The 339-nt window shown below is 72.9% G+C and carries 1 protein-coding gene; it reads right to left on the reverse strand.

Annotated features, from left to right (window positions below):
- A partial coding sequence (locus tag SREC43747_RS0119365) for a biotin/lipoyl-containing protein (RefSeq protein ID WP_029723015.1) occupies window positions 1–339 on the reverse strand: 339 nt, incomplete at both ends.

Genomic DNA, 339 nt, shown 5'->3' on the forward strand with positions numbered 1-339 from the left:
ACCTCGAGCAGCGGCTCGTCGACCTCGACGGTGTCGCCTTCCTTCTTGAGCCACCGGGTGATCGTGCCCTCGGTCACGCTCTCGCCGAGCGCCGGCATGGTGATCTCGGTGCCCTCGCCGCTGCCGGAAGCCGTCGGCTGCGGGGCGGCTTCGGGCTGCGCGGCCGGCTCCGGCTGGGCCGCGGCCTGTTCCTGCTGCTCGGGCTGCGGCTGCTCAGCGGGCGCAGGAGCTTCGGCGCTGTCGCCGATCACTGCCAGGGTGGCGCCGACTTCGACGGTCTCGTCCTCCTGGGCGATGATCTGCTGCAGCACGCCGGCGGCGGGAGAGGGGATCTCGGTG

The sequence above is a fragment of the Saccharopolyspora rectivirgula DSM 43747 genome (genome assembly GCF_000497205.1).
Taxonomy (GTDB): Bacteria; Actinomycetota; Actinomycetes; order Mycobacteriales; family Pseudonocardiaceae; genus Saccharopolyspora; species Saccharopolyspora rectivirgula.